Origin of the sequence: Enterobacter cloacae complex sp. P15RS (genome assembly GCF_014895905.1) — a bacterium.
In the GTDB taxonomy this organism is placed as follows: Bacteria; Pseudomonadota; Gammaproteobacteria; order Enterobacterales; family Enterobacteriaceae; genus Enterobacter; species Enterobacter quasihormaechei.
Map to the genome: position 1 here is coordinate 230717 of NZ_JADBQL010000004.1, position 21128 is coordinate 251844.

At 58.3% G+C, this 21128-nt stretch carries 20 protein-coding genes; 14 read left to right on the forward strand and 6 right to left on the reverse strand.

Features of this window, described 5'->3' with window-relative positions:
• Nucleotides 1-62 precede the first annotated feature (62 nt).
• From pheP to IM267_RS03195, 5 genes are all read left to right on the forward strand, one after another.
• The gene (gene pheP, locus IM267_RS03175; protein WP_193032706.1) at nucleotides 63-1451 is read left to right on the forward strand and encodes a phenylalanine transporter; all 1389 of its coding nucleotides are present in this window, start codon (nucleotides 63-65) and stop codon (nucleotides 1449-1451) included.
• A gap of 277 nt (nucleotides 1452-1728) precedes the next feature.
• Entirely contained in the window at nucleotides 1729-2964 is a 1236-nt protein-coding gene (locus IM267_RS03180; RefSeq protein ID WP_193032708.1) for an MFS transporter, read from the forward strand.
• Nucleotides 2965-2979: 15 nt separating this feature from the next.
• Nucleotides 2980-4005, forward strand: a complete 1026-nt coding sequence (locus IM267_RS03185; RefSeq protein ID WP_193032710.1) for a sugar phosphate isomerase/epimerase — start codon at nucleotides 2980-2982, stop codon at nucleotides 4003-4005.
• A complete protein-coding gene (locus tag IM267_RS03190) occupies nucleotides 3998-5140 on the forward strand; it encodes a Gfo/Idh/MocA family protein (RefSeq protein WP_193032712.1) in 1143 nt (380 codons plus the stop codon). The genes IM267_RS03185 and IM267_RS03190 overlap by 8 nt, the downstream gene beginning before the upstream one ends.
• A 75-nt stretch (nucleotides 5141-5215) precedes the next feature.
• The gene (locus IM267_RS03195) at nucleotides 5216-6187 is read left to right on the forward strand and encodes a LacI family DNA-binding transcriptional regulator (RefSeq protein ID WP_063451560.1); all 972 of its coding nucleotides are present in this window, start codon (nucleotides 5216-5218) and stop codon (nucleotides 6185-6187) included.
• On the opposite strand, the gene IM267_RS03200 is transcribed toward IM267_RS03195, so the two are convergent.
• Entirely contained in the window at nucleotides 6188-7432 is a 1245-nt protein-coding gene (locus tag IM267_RS03200; RefSeq protein ID WP_193032714.1) for a mechanosensitive ion channel family protein, read from the reverse strand.
• Nucleotides 7433-7499: 67 nt separating this feature from the next.
• On the reverse strand, nucleotides 7500-8936 hold the full coding sequence (locus tag IM267_RS03205; RefSeq protein WP_193032715.1) for an MFS transporter: 1437 nt from the start codon (nucleotides 8934-8936) through the stop codon (nucleotides 7500-7502).
• Between the two features lie 107 nt (nucleotides 8937-9043).
• Between IM267_RS03205 and IM267_RS03210 the strand changes: the two genes are divergently transcribed.
• The 4 genes from IM267_RS03210 to IM267_RS03225 all read left to right on the forward strand — a co-directional run bounded on the left by IM267_RS03210 (nucleotide 9044) and on the right by IM267_RS03225 (nucleotide 11327).
• Complete coding sequence (locus IM267_RS03210; protein WP_107534850.1) at nucleotides 9044-9913, forward strand: helix-turn-helix transcriptional regulator; 870 nt, start codon at nucleotides 9044-9046, stop codon at nucleotides 9911-9913.
• Between the two features lie 135 nt (nucleotides 9914-10048).
• Complete coding sequence (locus tag IM267_RS03215) at nucleotides 10049-10378, forward strand: type II toxin-antitoxin system RelE/ParE family toxin (RefSeq protein WP_131636121.1); 330 nt, start codon at nucleotides 10049-10051, stop codon at nucleotides 10376-10378.
• Nucleotides 10359-10646, forward strand: coding sequence for a helix-turn-helix transcriptional regulator (locus IM267_RS03220; protein WP_193032717.1), 288 nt, complete (start codon nucleotides 10359-10361; stop codon nucleotides 10644-10646). Before IM267_RS03215 ends, IM267_RS03220 begins: the two co-directional genes overlap by 20 nt.
• 78 nt (nucleotides 10647-10724) lie before the next feature.
• Entirely contained in the window at nucleotides 10725-11327 is a 603-nt protein-coding gene (locus tag IM267_RS03225; protein WP_045260722.1) for a hypothetical protein, read from the forward strand.
• A gap of 27 nt (nucleotides 11328-11354) precedes the next feature.
• Here the strand turns inward: IM267_RS03225 and nfsB are convergent, their stop codons facing one another.
• The 3 genes from nfsB to IM267_RS03240 all read right to left on the reverse strand — a co-directional run bounded on the left by nfsB (nucleotide 11355) and on the right by IM267_RS03240 (nucleotide 13077).
• Nucleotides 11355-12008 (reverse strand): oxygen-insensitive NAD(P)H nitroreductase, encoded by a 654-nt coding sequence (gene nfsB, locus IM267_RS03230; RefSeq protein ID WP_193032718.1) that lies wholly within the window; start codon nucleotides 12006-12008, stop codon nucleotides 11355-11357.
• A 120-nt stretch (nucleotides 12009-12128) separates the two neighbouring features.
• Entirely contained in the window at nucleotides 12129-12497 is a 369-nt protein-coding gene (locus tag IM267_RS03235; protein WP_131636123.1) for an MmcQ/YjbR family DNA-binding protein, read from the reverse strand.
• Nucleotides 12487-13077 carry a TetR/AcrR family transcriptional regulator gene (locus IM267_RS03240; protein ID WP_063451553.1) on the reverse strand — a complete coding sequence of 197 codons (591 nt, stop codon included), beginning with the start codon at nucleotides 13075-13077 and terminating at the stop codon, nucleotides 12487-12489. Before IM267_RS03240 ends, IM267_RS03235 begins: the two co-directional genes overlap by 11 nt.
• Before the next feature lie 191 nt (nucleotides 13078-13268).
• Between IM267_RS03240 and IM267_RS03245 the strand changes: the two genes are divergently transcribed.
• The 3 genes from IM267_RS03245 (at nucleotide 13269) to IM267_RS03255 (ending at nucleotide 16503) form a co-directional block, all read left to right on the forward strand.
• Nucleotides 13269-14372 carry a RomA family MBL fold metallo-hydrolase gene (locus IM267_RS03245; RefSeq protein ID WP_063868923.1) on the forward strand — a complete coding sequence of 368 codons (1104 nt, stop codon included), beginning with the start codon at nucleotides 13269-13271 and terminating at the stop codon, nucleotides 14370-14372.
• A 32-nt stretch (nucleotides 14373-14404) separates the two neighbouring features.
• Nucleotides 14405-14746: a RamA family antibiotic efflux transcriptional regulator gene (locus IM267_RS03250; RefSeq protein WP_063451551.1), complete on the forward strand. Its 342-nt coding sequence runs from the start codon at nucleotides 14405-14407 to the stop codon at nucleotides 14744-14746.
• A gap of 188 nt (nucleotides 14747-14934) precedes the next feature.
• Nucleotides 14935-16503: an alpha/beta hydrolase-fold protein gene (locus IM267_RS03255; protein WP_193032720.1), complete on the forward strand. Its 1569-nt coding sequence runs from the start codon at nucleotides 14935-14937 to the stop codon at nucleotides 16501-16503.
• Here the strand turns inward: IM267_RS03255 and IM267_RS03260 are convergent.
• Nucleotides 16489-16737 (reverse strand): DUF1158 domain-containing protein, encoded by a 249-nt coding sequence (locus IM267_RS03260; protein WP_063451549.1) that lies wholly within the window; start codon nucleotides 16735-16737, stop codon nucleotides 16489-16491. The two genes, IM267_RS03255 and IM267_RS03260, sit on opposite strands and share 15 nt — an antisense overlap.
• A 488-nt stretch (nucleotides 16738-17225) precedes the next feature.
• Here IM267_RS03260 and IM267_RS03265 point away from each other — a divergent pair, with 488 nt between their 5' ends.
• Entirely contained in the window at nucleotides 17226-19934 is a 2709-nt protein-coding gene (locus tag IM267_RS03265) for a cation-transporting P-type ATPase (RefSeq protein WP_193032722.1), read from the forward strand.
• Between the two features lie 120 nt (nucleotides 19935-20054).
• A complete protein-coding gene (locus IM267_RS03270; RefSeq protein ID WP_193032724.1) occupies nucleotides 20055-21119 on the forward strand; it encodes an efflux RND transporter periplasmic adaptor subunit in 1065 nt (354 codons plus the stop codon).
• Nucleotides 21120-21128: the final 9 nt, after the last annotated feature.

Here is a 21128-nt window from a genome sequence, read left to right on the forward strand (position 1 = left end):
TTGCTACCACCAGCATGAAGTGTTAAAACGTGCCCCTTCTAAAAAAGAGACAGGGGTAGGGCGTGAAAGACGCGTCATCCGCTTCAGGCCATGGTAGCGCTGAAGCTTCGTCGGATCAGAATCCGACGCTGCAACGTGGTTTGCAAAATCGACATATTCAGTTAATTGCCCTCGGCGGCGCAATCGGTACCGGGCTGTTTCTCGGCATCGGCCCCGCCATTCAGATGGCCGGTCCCGCGGTTCTGCTGGGTTACGGCATCGCCGGGATCATTGCCTTCCTGATCATGCGCCAGCTCGGCGAGATGGTCGTTGAAGAGCCGGTGTCAGGCTCCTTCGCGCACTTTGCCTATAAATACTGGGGCCCGTTCGCAGGCTTCCTCTCCGGCTGGAACTACTGGGTGATGTTCGTGCTGGTGGGCATGGCGGAGCTGACCGCCGCCGGCATCTACATGCAGTACTGGCTACCGGACGTGCCCACGTGGATCTGGGCGGCGGCGTTCTTCATCATTATTAACGCCGTTAACCTTGTGAACGTGCGCCTGTATGGTGAGACCGAGTTCTGGTTTGCGCTGATTAAGGTGCTGGCAATTATCGGCATGATCGGCTTTGGCCTGTGGCTGCTGTTCTCCGGCCACGGCGGCGAGCGAGCCACCATCGACAACCTGTGGCAGCACGGCGGCTTCCTGGCGACCGGCTGGAAAGGGCTCATCCTCTCGCTGGCGGTCATTATGTTCTCCTTCGGCGGTCTGGAGCTGATTGGCATTACCGCGGCTGAAGCGCGCGACCCGCACAAAAGCATTCCGAAAGCGGTCAACCAGGTGGTGTACCGTATTCTGCTGTTCTACATCGGCTCGCTGGTGGTGTTGCTGGCGCTCTACCCGTGGGTGGAAGTGAAGTCCGACAGCAGCCCGTTCGTGATGATTTTCCACGACCTGAACAGCAACGTGGTGGCTTCGGCGCTGAACTTCGTCATTCTGGTGGCCTCTTTGTCGGTGTACAACAGCGGGGTCTACTCCAACAGCCGTATGCTGTTTGGCCTTTCCGTACAGGGCAACGCACCGAAATTCCTTACCCGCGTCAGCCGTCGCGGCGTACCGGTCAATTCGCTGTTTCTTTCTGGCGCTATCACCTCGCTGGTGGTGTTGATCAACTACCTGCTGCCGAAAGAGGCCTTCGGTCTGCTGATGGCGCTGGTAGTGGCGACGCTGCTGCTGAACTGGATCATGATCTGCCTGGCGCACCTGCGTTTCCGCGCGGCGATGCGCCGTAAGGGACGCGAGACGCAGTTCAAAGCGCTGCTCTATCCGGCGGGGAACTATCTCTGTATCGCGTTCCTGGCGTTGATTCTGGTGCTGATGTGCACCATGGATGAGATGCGACTTTCAGCAATGCTGCTGCCGGTATGGGTGGTGTTCCTGTTTGTTGCCTTTAAGCTTTCACGCAAAAAGTAGCGCGGTTTTCACCCTCTCCCACAGGGAGAGGGCCGGGGTGAGGGCACCAGACCGTACCCGCCTTCACGCCCGGTGGCGCTTCGCTTACCGGGCCTACATGTCCGGGGACGTTATTTTGTAGGCCGGGTAAGGCGCAGCCGTCACCCGGCACCCCCTTCACCTTTATCGTGACCCTTCTCCCAATTCTGTTTTGATCCGCAGGATCTTTAAATTGTAATCGATTACTTTTCATGTGAACCGTTTTGTAATCGATTACTTTTTTCGGGCGAGGCTTATCATGGTGTCAACTGACGGTAGTGAAAAGGCGATAACACAGCACCGGCTGCTGGTGCCGCGGCTGTCGCTGATGATGTTTCTGCAATTTTTTATCTGGGGTAGCTGGTCGGTCACGCTCGGCCTGGTGATGACCCAGTACAACATGTCTCTGCTGATTGGCGATGCGTTCTCCGCCGGGCCCATCGCCTCTATTCTCTCGCCGTTCGTGCTCGGCATGCTGGTGGACCGCTTCTTCGCCTCGCAGAGGGTGATGGCGGTGATGCACCTCGCGGGCGCGGCGATCCTTTTGTTCGTGCCGGGAGCGCTGATTGCCGGGAACGGCGCGCTGCTGATTGGCCTGCTGTTTGGCTACACGCTCTGCTACATGCCGACGCTGGCGCTGACCAACAACATCGCGTTTCACAGCCTGGCCAACGTGGATAAAACCTTCCCGGTGGTGCGCGTGTTCGGCACCATCGGCTGGATCGTGGCGGGCATTTTCATCGGCGTCACCGGCGTGGCGTCCAGCGTCACCATCTTTCAGGTGGCGGCGGCCAGCTCCGTGCTGCTGGCGCTTTACAGCCTGACGCTGCCGCACACGCCTGCACCGGCGAAAGGCCTGCCGGTGAAGGTGCGGGATCTCTTCTGCGCGGATGCGTTCGCGCTGCTCAAAACCCGCCACTTTTTCGTCTTCTCCGTCTGCGCGATGCTGATCTCCGTCCCGCTCGGCACCTATTACGCCTACACCGCCTCGTATCTGGCGGATGCGGGAATTGCCGACGTCAGCACCGCCATGTCCTTCGGGCAGATGTCCGAGATCGTCTTCATGCTGGTCATTCCGCTGCTGTTCCGCCGCCTGGGGGTGAAGGTCATGCTGCTGATCGGCATGCTGGCGTGGTTCGTGCGCTACGCCATGTTCGCGCTGGGCGTCAGCGAGGAGGGGCGCATTCTGCTGTATCTCGGCATTCTGCTGCACGGCGTCTGCTACGATTTCTTCTTTGTCGTCGGCTTTATCTACACCGACCGGGTGGCGGGCGAAAAGGTGAAAGGCCAGGCCCAGAGCATGATCGTGATGTTCACCTACGGCATCGGCATGCTGCTCGGCTCGCAGATTTCCGGCGCGCTCTATAACCGCCTGGTGGCAGGGCAGACCGTGCCGCAGGCGTGGGTAACATTCTGGTGGATCCCGGCGGTGGCGGCCGCGGCGATTGCGCTGATTTTCCTTCTCACGTTTAAGTATGACGATGATAAGGCGTAACGTTCAGGAGGTGGTATGAGGACGATAAAAGGACCCGGCATTTTTCTGTCGCAGTTTATTGGCGAGAACGCGCCGTTCAACACCCTTGACGGGCTGGCCGGATGGGCGGCTGCGAAGGGCTACAAAGCGGTGCAGATCCCCTGCAACCATCCGCACATCTTTGACGTGGAGAAAGCCGCAGAGAGCCAGGCCTACTGCGACGACATCACCGCAAAGCTGGCCGCACACGGGCTGGTTATCAGCGAACTGTCTACCCATCTGGAAGGGCAGCTCGTGGCGGTGAACCCCGCCTACAGCGACGCGTTTGACCACTTCGCGCCCGCGTCCGTGCGCGGTAACGATGCTGCGCGTCGGGCGTGGGCCACGGAGAAGCTGAAGCAGGCGGCGGTCGCCTCGGCCAGATTAGGGCTGAAGGCGCACGCCACCTTCTCCGGCTCGCTGGCGTGGCCGTTTTTCTATCCGTGGCCGCCGCACAACGAGCAGCGTTTTCAGGAGGCGTTTCAGATGCTGGCGGATCGCTGGCGGCCAATTCTGGATGCCTTCGACGAGCAGGGCGTGGACGTCTGCTTTGAGCTGCATCCGGGGGAAGATCTGCACGACGGCGTCACCTTCGAGCGTTTTCTGGCGCTGGTAGACAACCATCCGCGCTGCAACATTCTCTACGATCCAAGCCATATGCTGCTCCAGCAAATGGACTATCTGGCCTTTATCGACATCTTCCATGCGCGTATTAAAGCGTTCCACGTGAAGGATGCCGAGTTTCGCCCCAGCGGGCGCAGCGGCATGTACGGCGGCTACCAGCCGTGGATCAACCGCGCCGGACGCTTCCGCTCGCCCGGCGACGGGCAGATCGACTTCAAAGGCATTTTCAGCAAGCTGACCCAGTACGACTATGACGGCTGGGCGGTGCTGGAGTGGGAGTGCTGTATGAAGGATGGCGATACCGGGGCGAGTGAAGGCAGCGAGTTTATCCGCCGCCACATCATTCCCGTTTCCGGACGGGCGTTTGACGATTTCGCCGCAGGGGGCAGCCATGATTAACGTCGGGATCGTCGGCAGCGGGTTTATTGGCCCGGCACATATCGAGGCGCTCAGGCGCCTCGGGTTTGTTCAGGTGGTCGCGCTGTGCGATGGCTCGCTCGTTAAGGCGCAGGAAAAGGCGCGCCTGCTTAACGTACCGCACGCGTACGGCAGCGTTGAGGCGCTGCTCGCGCACCCTGATTTGCACGTGGTGCACAACTGCACGCCGAACCACCTGCACGCACAGATTAACCGCCAGATCCTGCGCGCGGGCAAGCACGTGTTTTCCGAAAAGCCACTGTGCATGACGCCTGAGGAGGCGCGCGAGCTGGTGGCGCTGGCGGAGCAGGCGGGCGTGATGCACGGCGTGAGCTTCGTCTATCGCCAGTTTGCGATGGTGCGTCAGGCGGCGAGCATGATGCGCGCGGGCAGCCTCGGGCGGATTTTTGCCTCACACGGCAGCTACCTCCAGGACTGGATGCTGCTGGAAACCGACTACAACTGGCGGGTGGATGCCGCGCTCGGCGGCGCATCGCGGGCGGTGGCGGATATCGGCTCCCACTGGTGCGATACGGTGCAGTATGTGACCGGCAGGTGCATTACCGAGGTGATGGCTGATTTATCCATCGTCTGGCCGACGCGTAGGGCCAGCAGGGGCGGGAATCAAACCTTCTCCCATGACGAGCAGGCGGAGTATGAAGACAAACCGGTCACGACCGAAGACTTCGGCTCGGTACTGTTCCGCTTTGACGACGGCAGCAAAGGCAGCTTTAGCGTCTCGCAGGTGAGCGCGGGGCGAAAAAACCGTCTGACCTTTGAAATCAACGGCAGCGAGCGGTCGGTGGCATGGGATCAGGAGATCCCGCAGCAGCTGTGGATCGGCCATCGCGCGCAGGCAAATCAGACGCTCACCGACGATCCGGGCCTGATGAACCGTGACGTGGCCGACAGCGCCCACTTCCCCGGCGGGCATATTGAAGGCTGGCCGGACGCCTTCAAAAATATGATGGCGCAGTTCTACCGCGCCGTGCAGGCGGGCGCAATGCCTGAGGCGGCGCAGTTTGCCACCTTCCACGATGGCGCAAACGTGATGTATATCATTGATGCTATTGTGAAAAGCCATCAGCAGCAGCGCTGGGTGCGCGTGGAACGTTGATGCACTGCCCGGTTCGCCGGGCAACGAATTTATGATAGCCTGCACAAAACGCTAACCGCAGGATGTATCGTCGCTATGTCAATTCAGAAAATCGCCCAGCTGGCCGGGGTTTCCGTGGCAACGGTCTCCCGCGTGCTGAACAACAGCGATACCGTGAAGGCGAAAAACCGCGAGCGCGTTTTGCAGGCGATCCAGGAGAGTAACTATCAGCCCAATCTGCTGGCGCGTCAGCTGCGCACCGCCCGCAGCTATATGATCCTGGTGATGGTCTCGAACATCGCTAATCCGTTCTGCGCCGAAGTGGTGAAGGGCATCGAAGCCGAGGCGGAAAAGAACGGCTATCGCATTCTGCTCTGCAACTCCGGCTCGGACATTGAGCGCTCCCGCTCGGGCTTAAGCCTGCTGTCGGGCAAAATCGTCGACGGCATCATCACCATGGATGCATTTTCAAAACTGCCGGAACTGGCGGCGCTGATTGGTTCTGCGCCGTGGGTGCAGTGCGCCGAATACGCGGATGCGGGAGCGGTTTCCTGCGTGGGAATAAACGATGTTGATGCCTCCCAGCACGTTGTCAGCCAGCTGGCCGACGGGGGGCGCAAACGCATCGCGCTGATCAACCACGACCTCAGCTACAAATATGCCCGCCTGCGCGAGCGCGGCTATAAGAGCGTGATCCACCTGCGGGGTCTGGACTATCAGGCGGTGGAGTACGCCAGTGAGCTCAGCTCCAGAGCGGGCATGGCGGCGATGCAAAACCTGTTAAAAGATAATCCGCCGGATGCGGTATTTGCCGTTTCCGATACGCTGGCGGCGGGCGCGTTGCGCGCCATTCAGCAGGCAGGCCTGCGGGTGCCGGAGGATATTGCCGTGGTCGGCTTTGACGGTACGGAGCTGGCGGACATGATTTCACTTACCACCATTGAACAGCCGTCGCGGGATATCGGGCGCAAGGCGGTCAATCTTCTTTTAAACAAAATCGACAACCCGGATGCGCCCACGGAAAGGGTGATGATGGGCTGGCGCTTTATTTCCCGCGCCAGCGCCTGATTATCTGGCAATAACCCCTGCCAGCGAGCGAATATCGTTCCCGGTGGGTGACTGATGAATACGCAGGCCAAACTCATCCACTACCGCGAAAATATGGTCAAAGATATCGGCCTGGATATCTTCATATTCTGCCCAGATTACCGTATTGGTAAAGGCATATATTTCAATCGGCAGCCCGTTGGCATCCGGCGCCAGCTGGCGCACCATCAGCGTCATATCTTTACGAATACGCGGATGGTTACGCAGATATTGATTCAGGTAGGCGCGGAAGGTGCCGATATTGGTCATCTTGCGCAGGTTTAATACCGATTCTCCTTCCCCGTTTTGCTGATTCCACAGGTTAATTTCCTCATGGCGCGCGGCCAGATAGGGCTTCAGCAGTTTCGCCTGAATCAGCTTCTGCTGCTCCTGCTCGTCGAGAAAATGAATGCTGGTGGTGTCGATATTCAGGCTGCGTTTAATGCGGCGGCCGCCGGAGGCGGACATACCGCTCCAGTTGATGAACGCGTCGGAGACCAGCGCCCAGGTCGGGATGGTGGTAATGGTGTTATCAAAGTTGCGCACCTTAACGGTGGTCAGGCCGATATCCGTCACCGTGCCGTTGGCGCCGTATTTCGGCATTTCCAGCCAGTCACCAAGCTTGAGCATGTCGTTGGCGGAGAGCTGAATGCCGGCCACTAAGCCCAGGATCGGATCTTTGAATACCAACATCAGAACGGCAGCCATCGCACCCAGGCCGCTTATCAGAATGGCGGGAGACTGGCCGATCAGCAGAGAGATAATTAAGATCCCCACCAGAATGGCGCTCACCAGCTTGATGCCCTGGAATATCCCCTTCAGCGGCAGCTGCGACGCGGTGGCCATTTTCTGCGACAGATTGAATATGACGTCCAGCAGCGAGAAGAAAGAGAGCAGGGCATATACCATCACCCACAGCTTTGCGCAGGTGGTGAGCATTTCCGCTGCTTCGCTGCCTTTTTGCAGCCACAGTACCGCCTGAACGTTGACGATTATCCCCTGAAGGGTAAACGCCAGACGGTGAAATAACTTGTTCTGAGTGATGATCTGCAACCATAAATGGCTGCTGGCCTGCGCGCGTTTCTCGAAGGCGCGCAGCACCACTTTGTGCAGAATAAAATGAACAATGATGGCGGTAAGAAAAATAATACCAAAGATAATCACTAAAGAGGTGGTGTGATTAATTTCAATCCCTAACTCTTCAACCTGAGCAATTAATTCCTGCATAACGTCTCCTGTATTGATGCAGCCCCATAATGGCGGCTGCGGATCTATTATGCAAATTCCGGCTGTTTTATTTTGTCGTCGGGCAGGCCTTGACGACCGGTAAACTCAGGCGATGGCGCATGCGCAGCGTGGCCAGCGCCAGCACCACCATCATGACCGTTTCCACCATCAGAAAGACGTTGACCGCCTGGGTGTAATCGCCGTGATGAGTGTGCAGTCCGTGCAGCAAAATTGCGCCAAAAATGGCCGGGCCAAGCCCCAGCGCAGCTTGTTGCAGGGTGCTTAAAATCGCGCTCGCGGCCCCTGCGTCGTCAGGCTGGATATCGCGCATCCCGATGCGGTAGAAGCTGTTCACAATCAGCGCCTGCCCGTAACCCACCAGCCCGGTAGCCGGAGCCAGCGTCAGTGCGGTATTGTGCATTCCCCAGTGGCGGAACGTGGCGATCAGCGCCACCAGGCCGACAAGCTGAATCGCAAGCCCGGTCAGCAGGATGGCGCTGGTGCTGTAGCGGGCAATCAGGCGTGGGGCGAACCAGGCAGAGATAAAATAGGTCACACCGAGCGCGATAAAGCTGTTCCCGGACTGCCACGGCGCCATCCCCAGACCGCTTTGCATGGTCAGCGCCATGCAGAACATAAACCCGGACCAGACGCTGAAAAAGAGCATCCCAATCAGCACGCCAAAGCGAATGCTGCGCAGCTGCAACAGACGCGGCGCAATCAGCGGGTGGGCATCCTCACGCTCTTTTTTGCGCGCACTCAGCACCATTAACCCGGCCAGCGGCACAATCGCCATCAGCGCGGCCTTCAGCGGCCAGGACCAGTGCCACTGCGGGCCGAGCGCCATCGGGAACAGCAGACAGCACAGTATCGCCGTCAGCAGGACGGTTCCGGTCCAGTCAATGCGCGACGGCGTATCGCGGCGGGTTTCCGGCACGTAGCGACGACTTAACGCCAGCACCACCAGACAAATCGGCACGTTGATAAAGAAGGCGTTGCGCCAGCCCAGCCCGGCGATGTCCGCCGACACCAGCCAGCCGCCACCCATCTGGCCGACGATAAACGCAATCCCGCCGATCCCCCCGAACAGGCTGATCGCTTTGGCGTGTGCCGTCCCTTTTAACGTGACATGCAGCGTCGCAAGAATTTGCGGCATGATAAGCGCGGCGCCCGCACCCTGAATAATGCGCGCGGCAAGCAGCTGTTCAATATTGCCCGCCATGCCGCACAGCAGCGAGGCCAGGCCAAAACTCGCCACGCCCCACATAAACAGACGACGGCGGCCAAGGTTATCGCCCAGCTTGCTGCCGGGGGCCAGGCAGACGGCGAAGGCCACGCCGTAGAGGGCGACAATCAGCTCCAGTTCGGTAGCTGTGGCGTGTAACGACTGGGTGATGGAATCCAGCGCCACGTTGGTGATTGAGGTGTCAATCAGCGGCAGCATCTGGCCGGTTAACAGCAGTATCAGGCCCGCACGACCCGGTGAAACAACTGACGTATTCATGGTGACTCCATTGCGTCAAACAGCGTAGAGTCGTAGCATCAACCATCTGATAAACGGGTACCAGTTCTTGCTTATACTGGTACTGGCACTACCATGCAGGAGATTTTATGGCGCTGATGTCTGAACCTGTCACCTCTCTCCAGGATGACACCCGCAAGCAGCTGGGCGCCTTTTTACGTGCCCGGCGTGAAAGTCTCGACCCGCAGCGCCTCGGCTTACCGCGCAGCGGCCGCCGCCGCACGCCGGGCCTGCGCCGCGAGGAGGTGGCGATGCTCGCGGACGTCGGCGTCACCTGGTACACCTGGCTGGAACAGGGCAGGGACGTCAACCCGTCCAGCGCGGTGATGGCCGCCATCGCAAAAGCGCTGCAATGCACCCCAACCGAAGCCCGACATCTTTTTGTGCTCGCCGGTTTGCCGCCGGGTGAAGCCCCGCAGGCGGTCTGCTGCGAGGGGATCAGCGAAGGCACGCGTCGCCTGCTGGATACGCTGATGCCAAAACCCGCCAGCATTCAGAAACCGAATTTCGATATCGTGGCCTGGAACGACAGCTTCGGGCATTTGATGGGCGTCGATTTCAACGCCATACCGCCGGAAGATCGCAACTGTATTTATCTCTTCCTCACCCATCCGGCGTGGCGCGCGCGGCTCGGCAAACGTGACGACGTGCTGCCGATTTTCGTCTCCTATTTCCGCGCGGCAATGGCCGAACACCGGGGCGACCCGCTCTGGGAAGCGAAGCTGGCGCGTTTTTTCGCGGTTTCCGAGGAGTTCAAAACCCTGTGGCACCAGCGCAACGACGTGCGCGGCGTGGAGAATCAGCTCAAGCTGTTTACCCATCCAGAATTGGGGGATTTCCATCTCCAGCAGATGTACTGGTACTCCGCGCCGCGAAACGGATCGCGGTTGCTGGTGTATCTCCCGGTAGACGAGGCGGGAGAGCGGGCGATGGCGTGGCTGGCCGGGCAGGGGAAATAAGTTTTTTGCGAGGCGCTTTCAGGGAATCAATGCGGATCCGGTACTGACTGTTAAAAGCAGGTAAGGTGAGTCATGAAGGGCAAAATTAGCCTTTAATGCAAATTGCCTTATATGCTAATATCAGGGATGAATAACGTGTTCAGACTTATCGTTCATAAGGCGGTCAGGGATGAGATCCTCTCCCTGCCTGCTGGGGTACAGGCGAAGCTGATTCGTCAGCTTGATAAACTATGCGTTAATCCGACGGCACTGAGAGAGCCTGTCAGCAAACCCTTACCCTATGGTTTGTTTGAAATCAGAACCGTCGGGCTGATCCACACGCGTGGGATCTACGTCTATCAGCGAGAAAAGACAATTTTTCTGCTGCGGGTGTTTATCAAGAAGACGCAAAAAACGCCCTCTGCTGAACTTCGTCTGGCACTGAAGCGACAACAGGAGATGTTAGATGAGCAAGAAGATTATTGACTGGGATGAACTCAGGGCTGAACTGTTAAGCGATTCAGAGGTTCAGGCTTCCTTTGATGCAGAAGAGCGCAAGGAGCGTTTGCGGGAGATGCTGGCGCAATGGCGCAGTCATGCTGGCCTGACTCGCGCCCAGGTGGCGGAGCGGATGGGCGTCAGCGCGCCAACGGTATCAAGAATGGAAGCGAATATTACCCGGGCGAGTCTCGATACTTTAACGCGTTATGCGATGGTGTGTGGGGTAAAGCATCCGCAGATTACGCTCTATTGACGCTTAATCAACGTACTGAATTTACGCGATTTCTATTGGAAGTTAAGTTGACTATACTTATGCGATGAGAAACAACGAATGTCGCCACTGATGATTGATTCCGCAGAGTTCAGCCAAAAACTCGGGCTTATCTCCCGAAACGTCGAACATACCGAAGCATTTCTGGCGCGGGGTACTGCGGATTTTCATCTGCCGGGGTTCTTGCTGCCTGTCGGATACCGGCTTTTGAAATCGCGTTATGGTGATGAATATCGTCTAGTGACTACCGATGACGGTAAGCCTTATACGGCGTATGCCGTGAAGCTTACATTTCATAAAGAAATTACCTTTCCCCACGGTGCCGCCACGCAGGTGATGGTATGGCGCACCCCGCGCGCCGTCCACCAGCGCGTAATAAGCGGATTACCGCAATTATTTTTCCAGTGGGTGCTCAGCGAATACGACATCGTAGTTTCCGACAGCGAGCAAACGGGGGACGGGCAACGGTTCTGGCTGCGCATGATCGACTGGGCGTTCACCATGAACTATCGCATTAGCGTGGCAGACGGTACGGTGGGAGAAGAATGGACGTTAACACCCGTAAACTCTTACGCTGAGCTGGAAGAGCGATGGATTGCCTTTGCCTGGGGAAGCGATCGCGATGTCCATCCGCACCGCAGGCTGGTCATCAGTAAAACGTAACGGGCCGCGTGCAGCGGCCCGTTTGAATCAGCACTCGGTCACAATCGTGCTCAGCGGCAGACGAGACTTCGGCAGCGTGGCGTTGAAATCTTCCACGCTGTGGTGCCCGACCGGGACCACCACCAGGCTGGTGAAGCCTTTCTCTTTCAGGCCAAACTCTTCATCAAGAATAGCCGCGTCAAAGCCTTCAATCGGCACCGCGTCCAGGCCCATTGCGGCCACGCCCAGCAGGAAGTTACCGACGTTCAGGTAAACCTGCTTCGCCATCCACTGGTCGTCATCTTTCAGATCCACGCGGTGCATGTCGGCAAAGTAGCAGCGGCCCTTGTGGTTCGCGGCTTTGGCTTCCGGCGTGTTGAAACGGCCATCGGCTTCTTCCTGATCGACAACGCGCTCAAGCCAGGCATCGTCCATCGCGGTTTTCGCGCAGAACACCACTACGTGAGAGGCATCCAGCATTTTGCGTTCGTTGAACACGTAAGTGCCCGCCGCGGATTTTGCCACGCGCGCTTTACCCTCTTCAGTGCTGGCAATAATAAAGTGCCACGGCTGCGAGTTGGTGCTGGACGGGCTGTATTGCAGCAGCGTTTTGATTTTTTCCGCTTCTTCTGCGGTCAGTTTTTTAGCGGGGTCGAACGCCTTGGTTGAGTGGCGTTTCAGGGCGACAGAAATAATATCCATAACAACTCCTGGTGATGAAATTCGCCCGTGGGCGGGCGTGAAAGGAAAGCAGATTACCGCGCGAAGCGGGAAAAGATAAGTGCGATTCGAGCGCTTATACTGTTCGCCTCAGGCGAACAATCAGGTCGGGCGTATCCGCTTCTGGTCTTTTTTCGGCAGTTTGTCGACGACCAGGTTCCACGAGTCCGTAATCAGGTCGGTGACCAGCTCAGGCGTAACGTCGTCGGTGCCGTACACGGAAATCCAGTGCTTCTTGTTGAGATGGTAGCCGGGCTCCACGCCACGGTAGATCTGCTGATTGAGCAGCGATGTTTCCGGATCGGACTTCAGGCTGACGTGGGGCCGACCGCGTACGGTCGCCATCAGCATGAAAATTTTCCCGCCCACCTTAAACACGTCATACTCCGGCCCAAACGGCCAGCAATGTTCGGTGAAGGGCATCTCCAGTGCGACGCGTTTTGCGTGCGCCTGCAACGTTTTACCGTCCATCGTTATCCTCCTCAGCAAGCCCGCGCCACATGGCCTCAAAGCCCAGCGCTTTAAAATCGACGGCACGGGATGGATCGCGGGTAGCAAACTCCATGGTGGTTTCCGCCAGCGATAAGAACATGGCATCACCGAAGGTCTTAAACTCGTCGGACATAAATACCTGGCGAATCGAACGGCGGCACAGTTCATGCAGCTCAGGGAACATATCTTTCACCGCCTGCTCCGTTTCCGCGTTCAGCTTTTCACTGACGCCGATCTGGCGGATAGCCGCATGCGCCACGGGGTTACGAATACCCCAGTCCACATAGCTGTTCCAGATATTGCGGGTATGCTCTTTCGGCAGGGTGATGGTGCGATCGAGGTTCGCCAGCATGGTCTGGCAAAGATCCTGCTTCAGATGCAGGTAGAGGGCATTCAGCAGATCGTCTTTGGTAGCAAAGTAGCGAAACAGCGTCCCTTCAGCGACGCCCGCATTACGGGCAATTAACGCCGTTGAGGCGGCAATACCTGACTGCGCAAATGCAGCGGTTGCTGCTTCCAGTAAGGCCTGTTTTTTATCTTCACTCTTCGGACGTGCCACTAAATTTTTCCTCCCGTCAATTGTAAAAGCCCTGATTGAAACACGTGCTTTGTTACGCTGCAACGCGGAATGTCAAAGATCGAAAACCTTCTTGACGGCGTAAGCATCCTATCTATAATGAGTGCTTACTCACTCATAATCAAGTGTCACCCGCGCAAACCATCGGAAGGGGCGCGTTGGCGGGTCAGGAAATGAAAAAGCCTCTATTCATCTGCGTGGTGTTAGTCATGATTATTGCTTCAGCGGCGAGTCTACCGTTTGTACTGAATGCCGGATTTGGTCAGCCGCCGCAGGGTGCGCAGCTCTCTGAAGTGGAAGCCTCCCCGCACTATCGCGACGGGCAATTCCACAACACGCTCCCTACGCCGGGCTTTACCGGGCAACAAAATATGCTGGTGGCGTGGTGGCAGTTTCTTACCCGTAAAACCGAAAATGCTCGTCCTGCTCAGCCTCTGCCGCTGGTGAAAACCGAACTGGCCAGCCTGTCGCCTGAACAGGACACGCTGGTGTGGCTCGGCCACTCCTCCTGGTATATGCAGCTGGCGGGAAAGCGCATCCTGATCGATCCGGTTCTGGGTAACTACGCCGCGCCGTTCTCCTTCCTCAATAAAGCGTTTGCGGGGGAGTACCCGTGGAGCGCACAGAGCATGCCGGAGATCGACCTGCTGATTATCTCTCACGATCACTATGACCATCTGGATTACGCCACCATCAGGGCGCTGCTGCCGAAGGTGAAGCGCGTGGTCACGCCGCTCGGCGTGGGCTCACACCTGCGCTACTGGGGCATGAACCCGGACATAATTGACGAGCGGGACTGGAATCAGTCTGTACACATCAGCGATGCGCTGACGGTTCACGTGCTGCCCGCACGCCACTTTTCCGGGCGCGGCATTAAGCGTAACCAGACCCTGTGGGGCAGCTTTATGTTTGTCACCCCGGAGCGGAAGGTTTACTACAGCGGAGACTCCGGTTACGGCCCGCACTTCAAAGCGATTGGCGAGCAGTTTGGCGGCGTTGACTTAGCCATCATGGAAAACGGCCAGTACGACCAGGACTGGAAGTACATCCATATGCATCCGGCAGAAACGGCGCAGGCCTCGGCAGATCTCAATGCTAAAGCGATCGTACCGGGCCATAACGGGCGTTTTGTGCTGGCGAAACATACCTGGAACGATCCGCTGATCCAGCTGGCGAAAGCCAGTAAGGATAAAAACTACCGGCTGCTGACGCCGGAGCTGGGCGAGCCTGTCCGGGTGAGTGATTCCACGCAAAAATTTCGCGAGTGGTGGGAATAATGTTTAAGCGAGAATCAGAGGGGGAGAGCAGTATGACGATTTCCGCTCAGGTCATTGACACGATTGTCGAATGGATCGATGACAACCTGCACCAGCCGTTACGTATCGAAGAGATTGCCCGCCACGCGGGTTACTCAAAGTGGCATTTACAGCGGCTGTTTATGCAATACAAAGGTGAAAGTCTGGGGCGCTATATCCGTGAGCGCAAGCTGCTGATGGCGGCGCGCGACCTGCGTGAATCAAACGAACGCGTGTACGACATCTGCCTGCGCTACGGCTTTGACTCGCAGCAGACGTTTACGCGCATCTTCACCCGCACCTTCAACCAGCCGCCCGGCGCGTACCGCAAAGAAAATCACAGCCAGACACATTAAATTTGACGGCCTGTAGGCCGGGTAAGGCGTAGCCGCCACCCGGCTTTTTTATTGCCTCGCTGCCGTTGTAGCCCATGCCGACACCTGCGATCGTTCTGACATCACCGGTAAAACGCTGTAGGTGATATTGCAAATTATTACCATTTGCATTAGCGTTGATGCCAAATTTCGTTGGGAAACAAGCGGTAATGAAGAGCGTATGGAGTGGGTTGCTGGTGGGGATCGGCGCGCTGCCCGCGGTGGCGGCCACGTGCGAGGAGTCGTCCCTGCTGGGGGATGTTCAGGGAAAGTTTGATGCCAGCGGCGAAGTCTGCTTTTTGCTGCCCGAGCTGGGTGAAAATTACGTTTCCGCCACGCTGAACGGCGTGACGGATGCGCGCCTGCTGGACGGTCAAAACCGCCGCATTCGCACGCTGGTCGAAGGCGGGCCTGCCGACGGCGAACACACGCTGCTGTTTGCCCTGCCGGTGAAACAGCGCACCTCGCTGGTGCTGCACGGCGAAGCGGGCAAGCCGTGGCGTTTTCAGTGGCGAATGAAAGAGACTTCCGCCTTGCCGCGCGTACAGAGGCTGGCGCCTGAAAGCCCGACGCTGAAGGCGCTGGCAAACGCTATTTCTGCCGGTGGCAGTACCGAGGCGTTCTGGCAGGCGCAGCGTCGGCAGGGCACGCCGATGGTGGAGCCGGTTGACGCATACCATAAGCGCGTGACCTTTCTGTGGCGCGGCGCGCGCGATAACGTGTTCATTCTCGGCTCTCCGGCGGGGGATCACGATCCGCTGTTCCGCCTGGGCAACAGCGACGTCTGGTTTCGCAGCTACGTGGTGCCCGCTGACACGGTGATGCAGTACAAGCTCGCCCCCGATGTACCGATCGTGGAAGGTTCTGCCCTCGACAGGCGCCGGGCGATCCTGGTGAGCGCGCAGGCCGATCCGCTTAACCCGAACACCTTTGGTGAACAGAAGGCGGATCGCTGGAATCGCTTTTCCCTGCTCGATCTCAGCCCGGCGCGCTATTGCTCCGTTCAGGCTACGGCACAGCCGCTGGTGCACGGAACGTTGAGCCGCCAGATGCTGAGCAGCACTATCCTCGGCAATTCCCGTGAAGTGATGATCTATAAACCGCGCGGCGCGCAGCCCGCGCGCTGGACGCTCATCCTCTTCGACGGACAGATTTATCAGGACGAGTACCGTTTTGCCAACGTGCTGGATGGCCTGATTGCCCGGCACCATCTGCCACCCATTAACGTGGTGTTTATCGACAGCCTCGATCATGCCCGACGCGGCAACGAACTGCCGCCGAACCCGGATTTCGCCGATTTCATGGCGCACGAGCTGCTGCCGTGGCTTCGCGGACAGGGCATCGCGATGCAGCGGCAAAAAACGGTGCTGGCGGGGTCAAGCTACGGGGGAATCGCCTCTTCCTGGGTGGCGCTACGCTACCCGCGGCTGTTTGGCAACGTGCTGAGTCTTTCCGGCTCCTACTGGTGGGCGCCAAAAGGTGAAGCCCCCGGCTGGCTGACGCGTCAGTACCAGCAGTCTCCGCCGTATCCGGTGCGCTTCTGGTTACAGGCCGGGAAGTTTGAAACCGCGGGGCCGGGCGGTGGCATCTATCGCACCACGAAGGATTTTGAACAGGTGTTGAGGCAAAAAGGCTATCGCGTCAGTTTCCATCCGTGGTCCAGCGGCCACGACTACGCGGCCTGGTGCGAAGCGCTGATCCACGGGATGCGCGATTTCACCGGCCTACGACGCCAGTGAAAACCAGCGGCGCCAGACGAAACGCAGAATGAAGAATTCGATGGCGCCGAGCAGTAAAAACCACAGGCAGAACAGAATGGTGTAAAGCTGATTCAGATCGACCATATGAAAGGTCTGAACCAGCTTTTGCGCCAGCGCCAGCCCAAGCGATGGCGCAGGTAACAGCAGGCAGGAGAGCAGGGCCATCAGTAAAATGCCCCCTGCGGTAATCAGCGATTCTAACGGGTGTTTCATCGTAATGTTAATCGTCAGTTAAAAATGTCATTGTCCGGCATCCTGAAACGTAAAGCAATATCATCCCGGCTGGCAAAACTAAGACACAGCCCGCCGTTATTCTGCGAATAAATAGCCAAAAAAGAATATAAACGCCGATGCGATTAAATTAATATCGCGTAATGTAAATAAACGTCTTTTTTACGAAAATAATTTTACAAAGCTATAGGTGCTATATCCAATTAACGTCGCAATAACAATGGCTGCGACAATGTATAACGCCAGGCGCCGTCCGCGATAAATACCAAACATGGTTCCTCCTCGTTTAGTGTTGGTTTAGAAATATTTTGTAAAAATCAGCGCATCGAAATAATTTTAATCAGTTTTGAATAACCTTGTCGTCATTATATTGCGGTAGATCAATTTAACCCGCAAGACTTAAAAATGAATTAATTAAAGCCAGAAAGGAATTCCGGCTTCCGACCACCGGATATTGAAGGAAAAATACCATGACCAAAAAAAATTTCTCACAGAATATGCCACCCGCAGGCGGACAGGCGTACCAGCAGAACATAGAGCAGGTGCTTGCCCACACCCAAAGCCAGGCCAGCGGCCTTGACCGCGCCGAGGCGCAGGCGCGTCTGCAAAAGCATGGCCCAAACGCGCTGCCGGAGAAAAAAGGCAAGCCGGGCTGGCTGCGTTTTCTCGCGCACTTTAACGACGTGCTGATTTACGTCCTGCTGGCGGCTGCTGTATTAACCGCGGTAATGGGCCACTGGGTTGATACGCTGGTTATTCTGGGCGTGGCGGTCATCAATGCGCTAATTGGCCACATTCAGGAAAGCAACGCGGAAAAATCGCTGAAGAGTATTCGCAATATGCTTTCCAGCGAGGCGCGCGTTATTCGTAACGGCAACCATGAAACTATCCCGACGACGGAAATCGTCCCGGGCGATATTATTGTATTGCGCGCAGGGGATCGTATTCCGGCGGATATGCGTTTAATCGAAGCGCATAATTTAGGCGTGGAAGAGGCGATCCTGACCGGCGAATCCACGGTGGTGGATAAACACACGAATCCGCTTAACGGCGAATTACCGCTGGGCGACCGCACCAATATGGTCTTTTCAGGAACGACGGTAAGCGCGGGCGGCGGCGTCGGCGTAGTCACCGCGACCGGTAAGGATACGGAGCTCGGCCACATCAACCAGATGATGGCGGGCATTGAAAAACACCGCACCCCGCTGCTGGTGCAGATGGACAAGCTGGGCAAAGCCATCTTCGCCATTATTCTGGCAATGATGGCTGCGCTGTTCGTCTTCAGCCTGGTGTTCCGCGAGATCCCGATGGGCGAGCTGCTGCTCTCCCTCATTAGCCTGGCGGTCGCCTCCGTACCGGAAGGCCTGCCGGCGATTATCTCCATCATCCTCTCCCTGGGCGTGCAGGCGATGGCGCGCAAGCGGGCGATTATCCGCAAGCTGCCGACGGTTGAAACCCTGGGCGCGATGACCGTGGTCTGCTCGGACAAAACCGGCACCCTGACCATGAACGAGATGACGGTCAAAGCCATCATCACTGCCGATACCTGCTACCGCGTGGACGGCAACAGCTACGAGCCGGTGGGCAATATCTACCTGGAAGGCAGCGATGAGCCGGTACAGATCCAGCCGGGCACCGTGCTCGAGCAGTACCTGCGCACCGTTGACCTGTGCAACGACAGCCAGCTGATTCAGGACGAGCGCGGCCTGTGGGGCATTACCGGTGGGCCGACCGAGGGCGCGCTGAAGGTGCTGGCGGCGAAAGCCCACCTCGCGCCGGTGATGACCACCCTTATCAACAAGATCCCGTTCGACTCGCAGTACAAGTATATGAGCACCCACTACCAGATTGGCGGTGAGGAGCAGATTTTGATTACCGGCGCGCCGGACGTCATTTTCGCCCTGTGCGACCAGCAGCAGACGCGTAACGGTGCGGAAGCCTTCAACCGCGCGTACTGGGAAACGGAGATGGAGCGCTATGCGCGTCAGGGGCTGCGCATGGTTGCCGCGGCGTTCAAGCCGGCGAACGGCGAGCAGGCGTTAACGCACGACGACCTGAGCCACGGCCTGATTTTCCTCGGCATTGCCGGAATGATGGATCCGCCGCGCCCGGAAGCGATTGATGCAATTAACGCCTGTCAGCAGGCGGGGATCCGCGTCAAGATGATCACCGGCGATCACCCGCAGACGGCGATGAGCATCGGCCAGATGCTGGGGATCACCAACAGCGAGCAGGCGGTCACCGGCTATCAGCTGGAGAAAATGGACGACGCCGAGCTGGCGGAAGCGGCGGTGAAATATGACATCTTTGCCCGTACCAGCCCGGAGCATAAGCTGCGCCTGGTGAAAGCGTTGCAGGATAAAGGCGAAATCGTCGGCATGACCGGCGACGGCGTAAACGATGCCCCGGCGCTGCGCCAGGCGGACGTCGGCATCGCGATGGGCATCAAAGGCACGGAAGTTACCAAAGAGGCGGCGGACATGGTCCTGACGGACGATAACTTCGCCACCATCGCCAGCGCGGTGAAAGAGGGGCGTCGCGTTTACGACAACCTGAAGAAAACCATCCTGTTCATTATGCCGACCAACCTGGCACAGGGGCTGCTGATTGTGATTGCGCTGCTGGCGGGGAATATCATTCCGCTGACGCCGGTGCTGATTCTGTGGATGAACATGGCGACCTCCGCCACGCTCTCCTTCGGCCTGGCCTTTGAGGCCGCCGAGCGCAACATTATGCGCCGCCCACCGCGCCAGACCGGGCAGCACGTGATGGACGCCTACGCCGTATGGCGCGTGGCCTTCGTCGGCACCATGATTGCCATCGCCGCCTTTGCGCTTGAAGCCTGGCTGGCCCCGCGCGGCCACAGCGCGGAGTTCATCCGCACCGTGCTGCTCCAGATGCTGGTCTGCGCCCAGTGGGTGTACATGATTAACTGCCGCAACACCGACGGGTTCTCCCTGAACCGCGGCCTGCTGGCGAACAAAGGGATCTGGCTGGTGACGGGCGTACTGTTCCTGCTCCAGGCGGCGATTATCTACCTGCCGTTTATGCAGATGCTGTTCGGCACCGAAGCGCTGCCGCTGCGCTACTGGTTCGTAACGCTGGCGGTGGCTGGGGTGATGTTCTTCGTCGTCGAAATCGAGAAGCGACTGACCCGCAGGTTCCGTAAGGCTGCATAACGAAAACCAAAACCTTACCCCTCACCCCGACCCTCTCCCCAAAGGGGAGAGGGTGTTCAAGTTCCCTCTCCCCTTTGGGGAGAGGGTTAGGGTGAGGGGAAAACACTGAGGTACTTCTTAATGAAATTCCCGCTCCTGTTCGCACTCCTCGCCTGCACGCTGCCACCCGCATTCGCCGCGGCTATTCCCGTTCGCGTCGCCACCGTGGAGCAGACCGCCCATGCCGCCGAGCGCCAGATCCCGGGCCGCATCGAAGCTATTCACACCGTTGAGCTGCGCGCGCGTACGGAAGGCGTGATAACGAAAATCCACTTCCGCGACGGGCAGTACGTGAAAAAAGGCGACGTGCTGTTTGAGCTGGACGACGCCGAGCCGCGTGCCGCCCTGCGTCTGGCGCAGGCCGAAGTGAGAAGCGCCGAAGCCACGCTGCGTCAGGCGCAGCAGCAGCTTTCCCGCTTCGAAAGTCTGGGCAGCAGCAACGCCATCAGCCGTCACGACGTGGACAACGCCCGCATGCAGCGCGACGTGGCGAGCGCCGCGCTGGAGCAGGCGAAAGCCCGGCTCGATACCCGCAGCGTCACCCTGAACTACACCCGCATCACCTCACCGATTGACGGTCGCGTGGGGCATAGCCAGTTCCACGTGGGCAGCCTGGTGAATCCTGCCAGCGGCGTGCTGGTGGAGGTGGTGCAGCTCGATCCCATCCGCATCGCCTTTGCGCTGGAAGAGGGCGCATTTGCCACCAAAGCCGGACAGCATGCGGATATCAGCGCCATGAAGCAGGCCTGGCAGGCGCTGATCGACAGCAACGGTCAGCGCGTCGGCGGGGAACTGACGTCCGTGGACAACCGCATCGATCCGCGCACCGCCAGCGTAATGCTGCGCGCCGAGTTTGCGAACCCGCGCCACCAGCTGCTGCCCGGCGGCAACGTGAATGTCTATCTGCGTCCGGCGAGCGAGCAGCCGGTGCTGACGCTGCCTGCCGCCGCGGTCCAGCAGAACGGCGACGGGTTCTTCGCCTGGGTGGTTAACGCCGACGGCAAAGCCGAAAGGCGCCCGCTGAAAATTGCCGGGCAAATCGGCCAGCAGTTTCAGATTGCCTCCGGCGTGAAGCTCGGTGAGCGAGCGATTACCGACGGCGCGCAGCGCGTGCAGCCCGGCGCTGCCGTCCAGATACTCAATTAAGGAGCCATC

Coding starts and splice junctions, on each gene's coding strand:
- IM267_RS03205 (WP_193032715.1), bottom strand. CDS start 8,936: ATGAATACGTCAGTTGTTTCACCGGGTCGTGCGGGCCTGATACTGCTG.
- IM267_RS03255 (WP_193032720.1), top strand. CDS start 14,935: ATGAAGAGCGTATGGAGTGGGTTGCTGGTGGGGATCGGCGCGCTGCCC.
- IM267_RS03245 (WP_063868923.1), top strand. CDS start 13,269: ATGAAAAAGCCTCTATTCATCTGCGTGGTGTTAGTCATGATTATTGCT.
- IM267_RS03270 (WP_193032724.1), top strand. CDS start 20,055: ATGAAATTCCCGCTCCTGTTCGCACTCCTCGCCTGCACGCTGCCACCC.
- IM267_RS03265 (WP_193032722.1), top strand. CDS start 17,226: ATGACCAAAAAAAATTTCTCACAGAATATGCCACCCGCAGGCGGACAG.
- IM267_RS03210 (WP_107534850.1), top strand. CDS start 9,044: ATGGCGCTGATGTCTGAACCTGTCACCTCTCTCCAGGATGACACCCGC.
- IM267_RS03260 (WP_063451549.1), bottom strand. CDS start 16,737: ATGAAACACCCGTTAGAATCGCTGATTACCGCAGGGGGCATTTTACTG.
- IM267_RS03190 (WP_193032712.1), top strand. CDS start 3,998: ATGATTAACGTCGGGATCGTCGGCAGCGGGTTTATTGGCCCGGCACAT.
- IM267_RS03220 (WP_193032717.1), top strand. CDS start 10,359: ATGAGCAAGAAGATTATTGACTGGGATGAACTCAGGGCTGAACTGTTA.
- IM267_RS03225 (WP_045260722.1), top strand. CDS start 10,725: ATGTCGCCACTGATGATTGATTCCGCAGAGTTCAGCCAAAAACTCGGG.
- IM267_RS03250 (WP_063451551.1), top strand. CDS start 14,405: ATGACGATTTCCGCTCAGGTCATTGACACGATTGTCGAATGGATCGAT.
- IM267_RS03195 (WP_063451560.1), top strand. CDS start 5,216: ATGTCAATTCAGAAAATCGCCCAGCTGGCCGGGGTTTCCGTGGCAACG.
- nfsB (WP_193032718.1), bottom strand. CDS start 12,008: ATGGATATTATTTCTGTCGCCCTGAAACGCCACTCAACCAAGGCGTTC.
- IM267_RS03235 (WP_131636123.1), bottom strand. CDS start 12,497: ATGGACGGTAAAACGTTGCAGGCGCACGCAAAACGCGTCGCACTGGAG.
- IM267_RS03180 (WP_193032708.1), top strand. CDS start 1,729: ATGGTGTCAACTGACGGTAGTGAAAAGGCGATAACACAGCACCGGCTG.
- IM267_RS03185 (WP_193032710.1), top strand. CDS start 2,980: ATGAGGACGATAAAAGGACCCGGCATTTTTCTGTCGCAGTTTATTGGC.
- IM267_RS03200 (WP_193032714.1), bottom strand. CDS start 7,432: ATGCAGGAATTAATTGCTCAGGTTGAAGAGTTAGGGATTGAAATTAAT.